This is a genomic window from Veillonella sp. (assembly GCF_015058545.1).
Classification (GTDB): Bacteria; Bacillota; Negativicutes; order Veillonellales; family Veillonellaceae; genus Veillonella_A.
In genome coordinates this window covers 1-8,055 of the sequence record NZ_SVCB01000036.1, presented here as the reverse complement: position 1 = coordinate 8,055, position 8,055 = coordinate 1, and the positions used below count along the sequence as shown (strand labels likewise).

Below are 8,055 nucleotides of genomic sequence, written 5' to 3'. Positions count from 1 at the left end.
CCGTGAAGAACTGGAAGCTGTACCACATCGTTTGATTGATATTCGGACAGCCGATGAATCCTATAGTGCCGCCGATTTTCAGGAAGAAGCGCGCAGCGAAATTAAGGCAGCCCATCAAAAGGGGTACCTGCCTATTTTGTCAGGTGGAACCGGTTTTTATGTGCAGTCCTTGTTGGAAGGCTTTGATTTTTCCGTAGAAGGGCCGAATGAATCCATTCGCGAACGTTTAGAGGCATTATGGCAGGCAAAAGGCGATGCAGGTCTCTTGGCCTACGCCGAAGAACTAGCCCAAAAAGGTCATATTGAACTTCGCTTCACCGACAAACACCGTCTTTTCCGCGCCATTGAATTGATGGAGCAGGGCAACTATGAGGCCTTAACCAATCAGACAAAAGCGGGCTTATCCTTTGAAGGTCCGGTTATCGGTTTGCGACGTAATCGGGAAGAACTGTATGAGCGTATTAATTTGCGCGTCAATATTATGGTGGAGCAGGGTCTCTTTGAGGAAGTGGAGCAACTGTTGGCGGCCGGTGTTTCGCCGGACTGTCAGGCTTTTAAAGGTATCGGCTACAAAGAAGTGGTAGCCTATTTTAACGGTGAATGTACTAAAGAACAAGCCATTGTCGATATTCAGCAGAATACGCGTCGTTTTGCCAAACGTCAAATTACTTGGTATAAACGCATGCCTTATATAGTTTGGATTGATTGCGATAATGGTCGCAGTGGTGATTCGATTTTTGAAGAAGCGATGAGTTTAATTCAAAAATCGGGCATTACAGTATAAGTTGAATTTAATTTTTAAGTTAGGATGTTTTGAAATAATGAATTTAGATAGTATACGGGACGAAGCTTTGCGCATGGCAGAGCCTCAATTTAAACAGTTTGAACCAATTGCCTTGTACAATACTAAAAAAGTGTTGGAAGCGTTTAAAGAATGTCAGTTAAGTGATTATCATTTCAACGGCTCCAGCGGTTACGGTTATAATGACAGCGGTCGTGAAAAATTGGACGAAGTGTTCGCACATGTGTTTAAAGCGGAAAAAGCGTTAGTTCGTGCTCATTTCGTATCCGGTACTCATGCTTTGGCTACCACTTTAATCGCTTTACTGGGCAGCGGCAAAGAGGGTAAAGAGTTTGTGTATGCTGTAGGCGCCCCGTATGATACGATGCAGTCTGTAATCGGTGTACCGCATCCGGTGCGTAATTCCTTGGTGGAACGCGGTTTCATCTATAAAGAAGTACCGTTAAAAGACAGCACTTATGATTTAGACGGTATTGCGGCGTCTGTAACGGAAAATACGCGTGTAGTCGTAATTCAGCGATCTCGTGGTTACAGCACTCGTGAACCTCTTTCCGTTATGGATATTGAAAAAATCTGCAAAGTTGTTAAAGCTAAGAATCCGAAGACGATTTGCTTCGTCGACAACTGCTACGGCGAGTTTACGGAAATGTCGGAACCGTTGGAACATGGTGCCGATATTATGGCCGGCTCTTTGATTAAGAATGCCGGCGGCGGTATTGCCCCGACCGGAGGTTATGTGGCCGGTAAAGAAACGTTGGTTGAAGACGTGGCTTATGAATTGACGGCTCCCGGCTTAGGTGACCACATGGGTTCCTATGCACCGGGTTATCGTCTATTCTTCCAAGGCTTATTCTTGGCACCCCATGTTGTGCTGCAGGCTTTAAAGGGTGCTGTGTATACGGCTGCTGTGGGGACTTTACTTGGTTATGAAGTATTCCCTAAAGTGGATTCCCCTCGTTTTGACTTGATTCAGGCGATTAATCTTCATAATGCCGATGAAATGGAACAATTCTGTCGCGGCATGCAGGCTTATTCGCCGGTAGATGCGCACGTGCGTCCCGTTCCGGGCGATATGCCGGGCTATACGGACCAGATTATCATGGCCGGTGGCACCTTTGTACAAGGTTCTTCTATTGAGCTTAGTGCCGACGGTCCGGTCCGTCCACCGTATACTATCTTTATGCAGGGCGGCCTTGTATTCGAGCATTCCATGCTCGGTATCCTCGGTGCGGCCGAAGAGATTTTGGCTAATCGTAAGGCATAAATTATTTCAATTCAGCTAAAACCGGAATATTTATAAAATCAAAAAAGGGCGTAATATTATGTTAAAAATCATAAGATTAAGATATCTCTATATATTGCGCCGTTTTTATGGTATACTAACTGTTGCTTTAGTATAGTGATACTGCTAATTTTTATAATGTGAGCTTCGGTTTTTATATGAATTAGCAATCATTTTAAAGCATTTGTGTATTTTATATTTTTTTATTGTCGGTATATACATATTCGGACTTTCACTCTGTATGATGTATTATTGAGTTTATCGGGTCAAGCGACCACAGAAGGAGAAAGCATGGAAAACGTTGTAGCAGTTGCAATGAGTGGGGGCGTAGACAGCTCCTTAACAGCGTCGATGCTGTTAGAACAAGGGTATAAGGTATTTGGGATTACCTTGCGTTTATGGATAAGTGACACGGATCCTGATGATGTGCCACTCGCCGTAACGGATGCTAAGAAAATGTGTGATTTTCTTGGTATTGAGCATCATGTAGTCGATGCTCGAGATGTTTTTTACGATAATGTCGTAGATTATTTTGTTAATGAGTATGCCGCCGGGCGCACACCGAATCCTTGTGTATTCTGTAATAAAAATATAAAATTTGATTTGTTATTAAATCGTGCTCTTGAATTGGGCGCATCCCATATGGTAACAGGTCATTATGCACAAGTGCGTTATAATGAAGCAACGAAGCTCTATGAACTTCACAAAGGTGCGGATCCATCCAAGGATCAGAGTTATGTATTGTATACCTTAAATCAGCACATTTTGAGTCATTTGATGTTCCCATTGGGTGCGCAGAAGAAGACATTGACTCGTGCCATGGCTAATGACCGTGATTTACCGGTAGCTAACAAGCCTGACAGCGAAGATATTTGTTTCTTGCCTAACCATAATTATCAGGGCTTTATTCAGAAACAGTTATCCGAACCTGCTAAATCGGGCAATATTGTTCATGAAAATGGTGAGATTTTAGGCCGTCACAACGGTTTATTCAACTATACCATCGGTCAGCGTAAAGGTCTTGGGGTTGCTTACAAATACCCACTTTATGTTGTTCGTCTTGATGGTGAAAAGAATGAAGTCATTGTAGGACCGGACGAAAGCTTGTTTACCAACCGCATGATTTGTAAACATTACAATTTCTTATCCGGCACGATTCCTCAAGAATTACATGCATCCGGTAAGATTCGCTATGCAGCGGAACCTTCCCCATGTGTGGCACGTATTCTTGATGATGAAACAATGGAAGTTATTTTTGAAAAACCGCAACGTGCGATTACGCCGGGTCAATCGGTAGCTTTCTACGAAGGCACCCAATTACTTGGCGGCGGTGTTATTGAAACTGTTTGCTAACTAAATATTGAGCACAATAATTGATGTAACAAACAGTTAGAAAGCCTGTAACCGAGATTGGTTACAGGCTTTCTAAATAAAAAAATATTTTTATTTTGGTTTACTAACTGTATTATTTCAAAATATAACTTTCTTTAAAAGCTATCTTCATAAGCTTTTTTCATCTGTTTCTCTACTTTTAGATATACGAGGCAACGACCTTTTTCGTCCTTTGCAGGGCAAGTTTCATAAATACCGCAAGATGAATCAAGAACAACTTTAAGCAGGTAACTGCTGGTACCTATGATATGTTTGGATTCAATTATCATGGTAACGTTCTTATTAATATGTGGGCAGTGTATCTGGTAATATTCAGGAATCCATCTTCCCATAGTAAATCACCTCCTTTTTCTTTATAATTATGATATCAAATAGTTATAATGAAAAGAAGGGTGCTCAATGATAATACAAGATAAACTTACGATTATGACAAGACAAGTATTTTAGGGGCATGTGAATAGATTAGAAACGAATATTATAAGAGGTTGAGTAGATGAATCGAATAGAATTAAAAAAGATATTACTCGATGCGGGGGTCCCCTCAATATATTTTTCTCTATTTAAAGAGGATGGAAGAAAAATTGACACTGTAATTTGTTTATGGCCAACTGATAATAAGGAATTTGAGTTTTATATTTATGAACGTGGTTCAAAATATGACATTAAAATATATCCGACCGAAAATGAGGGATGTAAGGCGGTACTATCAGAATTTGTACTTGAATATCCTGCTTTAAAACAGTTTATTAAATAAACTACCTTATCGATTGGAGATGTAACATGTGATTACGATATAGAAAAAGACCTTACTATAATTGAAAAGATAGTGCTAATAGCCGTTGCAATAAAAACATTTTTCAAATAGTAAGGACTGTGCAAGGGTTAAGGACGTAAGTCCCTAACTCGTCTATATCTTATCATGAACATATGAAAAATAAAAGTGGAACAATAGTATTAGTTTTATTGAGTATATCAGTTTATTTATCTATGGATAAATATGGATGGGATTGGTTTGGTGGCATTGCCTTGATTTTGGGTGTAATTGCTATTGTGCAACAATTAAGAAAGTAATATGTGCAAGTCTTTAACAATTAGTATTTTTGCTTTAATAGACGATAGACACTAGTAATGGTATAATAATTAAATGGATTATACATTTTATGTAAAACTAACTAAGATTATTACTTAATTTTAGTCTCTATATATTTGTTTAAATTTATTGATTGCTCAACCGTTGCTCATCCTAAATTATTGAGAATGACGTGGTTAAGCTAATTATAAGGAGAATGGAACATGGTAACTGAACATATTCGCAATTTCTGTATTATTGCCCATATAGACCACGGGAAATCCACCTTGGCTGACCGTTTAATAGAAGCAACGGGAACGCTCACAAAGCGTGAAATGGAAGCTCAGGTATTGGATTCCATGGACTTAGAACGAGAACGCGGGATTACAATCAAAGCGCAATCCGTTCGTTTGCTACACACTGCTAAAGACGGTAAACAATATACCTTAAACTTGATTGATACCCCGGGTCATGTTGACTTCAGTTATGAAGTATCTCGTTCTTTGGCTGCTTGTGAAGGGGCATTGCTTGTTGTGGATGCCGCACAGGGCGTAGAAGCACAAACATTAGCCAATGTATATTTAGCATTGGAACATGACTTGGAAATTATTCCGGTTATTAACAAAATCGACTTGCCGAGTGCCGATGTAGATCGTGTAAAAAAAGAAATTGAAGATATTATCGGTCTCGATGCGTCCGATGCTATTTTGGCCAGTGCCAAGTCCGGTATCGGTATTCAAGATATCTTGGAAGCCATCGTAGAACGCATTCCGGCTCCGGAAGATAAATCCGATCAGCCGACCAGAGCGCTTATTTTCGACTCTCGCTTTGACTCCTACAAAGGTGCCATTGCCTATGTACGCGTTAAAGAAGGTTCTCTCAAAAAACGTGACATTATCCGTATGATGCATGATCAAAAAGACTTTGAAGTAACCGAGCTTGGTGTTTTCACGCCAAACTTATTGCCGGTGGAGGAATTAACATGTGGCGCCGTAGGTTGCGTAGCGGCCAGTATTAAAAACGTACGCGATTGTCATGTAGGTGACACCATTACGAAAGCTGACGATCCGGCGGCGGAACCGTTACCGGGCTATCGTAAAGCAGTATCCATGGTATACTGTGGCCTTTATCCAACTGACAGCAAGGATTATGACAATCTTCGCGATGCTCTTGAAAAGCTCAATCTTAACGACGCGGCCCTTGAGTACGAACCGGAAACATCCATTGCTTTGGGCTTCGGTTTCCGCTGCGGCTTCCTCGGACTCTTGCATATGGACGTTATTCAAGAACGTTTGGAACGTGAATACAATTTAACACTCATTACAACAGCACCGAGTGTAAACTACAAAGTACATAAGACAAACGGTGAGATTTTAGAAATCGACAATCCATCCAAATTGCCGCCACCAACGGAAATCGACTTTATTGAAGAACCGTATGTAAAAGCGACAACTATCGTTCCTAAAGATTTTGTAGGCGCCATTATGGAGCTTTCTCAGGATAAACGCGGTGAATACCAATCCATGGAATATTTGGATGAAACCCGTGTTTCTATCGTATATCATTTACCATTGGGCGAAATCATTTACGATTACTTTGATAAATTGAAGTCCGCAACTAAAGGCTACGCTTCTTTAGACTATGAGCTAATCGGTTACCAGGCATCGCCGATGGTTAAGATGGATATTCTCTTGAACGGTGAACCGGTGGATGCGTTGAGTATCATCGTTCATAAAGACAGAGCGGCTACACGCGGTCGTGCATTAGCTGAAAAATTAAAAGAATTAATTCCACGTCAAATGTTTGAAATTCCGATTCAGGCAGCAGTTGGTAATAAAATTGTGGCTCGTGAAACGGTTAAAGCTTGGCGTAAAGACGTTTTGGCTAAATGTTACGGCGGTGACATCAGCCGTAAGCGTAAATTATTGGAAAAACAAAAAGAAGGTAAAAAGCGTATGAAAGCGGTTGGTAGTGTAGAAATTCCGCAGGAAGCGTTCATGGCTATTCTTAAAGTTGACGATAAATAATTGAATCGCATTTCAATGGCGGTTACCAATTTAGTATGGCCTATCGTGGCCTAAATTGACTGGTTTTTTCAAAAAAGATAAAGGAGTTTGTGTATGGCTGAGACATTCACACCCTCTTTTACGACCACGCGGGATATGGGGGTGTACCTTCATATCCCGTTTTGTCGTAAAAAATGTTCCTATTGCGATTTTGCCTCGTATGAAGGCTTAGAAGCGTATTACGATGATTATGTGGAAGCGCTGTGCGCCGAAATTAAACTCTGGGCAGAGTTGCATCCGGAAAGCACTGAAATTCCGGTAAATACCATCTATTTTGGCGGCGGAACACCGACCCAATTATCGCTTAAGCAATTGGAACAAATATTAAAAACTTTATACACCTATTATCCTTGTGATTCGGTACAGGAACTGTCAATTGAAGCCAATCCGGGGGAAATAGAAATAGACTATTTAAAAGGCTTGAAATCGTTGGGCGTAACGCGCATCAGCTATGGCGTGCAAACCTTTGATGACGAACTTCTAAAGCTGTTACGTCGAGGGCATAACTCGCATATGGCTAAGCAGGCAATTACCGATGCTTTATCCGTTGGGTTTAATTCGGTAAGCGGTGATTTAATTTATGCCTTACCGGGACAGACCTTACAAGACATAAAGACCAATGTTGCCACCATGCTCAATTTAGGGGTCAGTCATATTTCAATATATGGCTTACAGTTGGAAGAAGGAACCAATCTGTATAAACAGGTGGAACTTGGTCAGCTCGATTTGCCGTCGGATGATGCTAACGAAGCCATGTATGATTGCATGCTTGATGAATTGAAGGCTCATGGCTTTGAGCGCTATGAGATTTCCAATTTTACCAACAATGGATCTTACAGCTATCATAATCTGCGCTATTGGCAATATAAAGAGTACTTGGCTTTTGGTGCCGGTGCCTATTCGTTTTACGAAGATGTGCGCCGCAACAATGAGCCATACGTTGTTCCGTATATTAATCGTTTGCGGCAAAATGCGTTGCCCCTAGTATTTGAAGAACCAATTAGTGAAGACAGAGCTGTTGAAGATTTCTGTTTCTTGGCTTTACGAACTAAATGGGGTTTATCGGCAGCAGCTTTTAAAGCGCGCTTTCATTCAGCTGTTACTGATTTATTTGGTGAAGAACTAAAGACTTTAATCGCACAGGGGTTGTTACAGAGCAATGAGGACGGGTGGCGTTTAACTCGTGAAGGGGCTAAACATGGTAACTATGTGTTTAGTCAGTTTATACGCTGATTGAAGGTTGATGAAGGTTATTGAAGGCTCTTAGAAATTAAAAAATCCCAGGAACTTATCTGGTATTCCCATTTTTAAGAGCCTTCATTAGTCTTATAAGCAATTTAAAGGGATAGTATACTATTTTAAAATTTATATTGACAAGTTAGTGAAAATTTTAGTATTATGATATCTGTAATGCACGGGGGTATAGCTCAGCTGGGAGAGCGCT

The 8,055-nt window shown here is 40.7% G+C and carries 8 protein-coding genes; 7 read left to right on the top strand and 1 reads right to left on the bottom strand.

The genetic code is table 11. The features are described from left to right. The 3 genes from miaA to mnmA all read left to right on the top strand — a co-directional run. A partial coding sequence (miaA, locus tag E7204_RS02145; RefSeq protein WP_295181101.1) for a tRNA (adenosine(37)-N6)-dimethylallyltransferase MiaA occupies positions 1-784 on the top strand: 784 nt, incomplete at its 5' end. 37 nt (positions 785-821) lie between these two features. After that, complete coding sequence (locus E7204_RS02140) at positions 822-2,066, top strand: methionine gamma-lyase family protein (protein ID WP_295181099.1); 1,245 nt, start codon at positions 822-824, stop codon at positions 2,064-2,066. A 309-nt stretch (positions 2,067-2,375) separates the two neighbouring features. Continuing rightward, positions 2,376-3,437: a tRNA 2-thiouridine(34) synthase MnmA gene (mnmA, locus tag E7204_RS02135; protein ID WP_295181097.1), complete on the top strand. Its 1,062-nt coding sequence runs from the start codon at positions 2,376-2,378 to the stop codon at positions 3,435-3,437. A gap of 134 nt (positions 3,438-3,571) precedes the next feature. Here the strand turns inward: mnmA and E7204_RS02130 are convergent, their stop codons facing one another. Continuing rightward, the gene (locus tag E7204_RS02130) at positions 3,572-3,808 is read right to left on the bottom strand and encodes a hypothetical protein (RefSeq protein ID WP_295181096.1); all 237 of its coding nucleotides are present in this window, start codon (positions 3,806-3,808) and stop codon (positions 3,572-3,574) included. Between the two features lie 161 nt (positions 3,809-3,969). Between E7204_RS02130 and E7204_RS02125 the strand changes: the two genes are divergently transcribed. From E7204_RS02125 to hemW, 4 genes are all read left to right on the top strand, one after another. Continuing rightward, a complete protein-coding gene (locus E7204_RS02125; protein WP_295181094.1) occupies positions 3,970-4,230 on the top strand; it encodes a hypothetical protein in 261 nt (86 codons plus the stop codon). Between the two features lie 173 nt (positions 4,231-4,403). Next, positions 4,404-4,547 (top strand): hypothetical protein, encoded by a 144-nt coding sequence (locus E7204_RS02120; RefSeq protein ID WP_295181093.1) that lies wholly within the window; start codon positions 4,404-4,406, stop codon positions 4,545-4,547. Positions 4,548-4,769: 222 nt separating this feature from the next. Continuing rightward, a complete protein-coding gene (gene lepA / locus E7204_RS02115; RefSeq protein WP_295181091.1) occupies positions 4,770-6,572 on the top strand; it encodes a translation elongation factor 4 in 1,803 nt (600 codons plus the stop codon). A gap of 93 nt (positions 6,573-6,665) precedes the next feature. Continuing rightward, complete coding sequence (hemW, locus tag E7204_RS02110) at positions 6,666-7,844, top strand: radical SAM family heme chaperone HemW (protein ID WP_295181089.1); 1,179 nt, start codon at positions 6,666-6,668, stop codon at positions 7,842-7,844. The last annotated feature ends 211 nt before the right edge of the window (positions 7,845-8,055 follow it).

What these genes read in the sequence shown, in the direction of transcription:
- mnmA (WP_295181097.1), top strand. Translation starts at nt 2,376, where the DNA reads ATGGAAAACGTTGTAGCAGTTGCAATGAGTGGGGGCGTAGACAGCTCC.
- E7204_RS02130 (WP_295181096.1), bottom strand. Translation starts at nt 3,808, where the DNA reads ATGGGAAGATGGATTCCTGAATATTACCAGATACACTGCCCACATATT.
- E7204_RS02140 (WP_295181099.1), top strand. Translation starts at nt 822, where the DNA reads ATGAATTTAGATAGTATACGGGACGAAGCTTTGCGCATGGCAGAGCCT.
- E7204_RS02120 (WP_295181093.1), top strand. Translation starts at nt 4,404, where the DNA reads ATGAAAAATAAAAGTGGAACAATAGTATTAGTTTTATTGAGTATATCA.
- lepA (WP_295181091.1), top strand. Translation starts at nt 4,770, where the DNA reads ATGGTAACTGAACATATTCGCAATTTCTGTATTATTGCCCATATAGAC.
- hemW (WP_295181089.1), top strand. Translation starts at nt 6,666, where the DNA reads ATGGCTGAGACATTCACACCCTCTTTTACGACCACGCGGGATATGGGG.
- E7204_RS02125 (WP_295181094.1), top strand. Translation starts at nt 3,970, where the DNA reads ATGAATCGAATAGAATTAAAAAAGATATTACTCGATGCGGGGGTCCCC.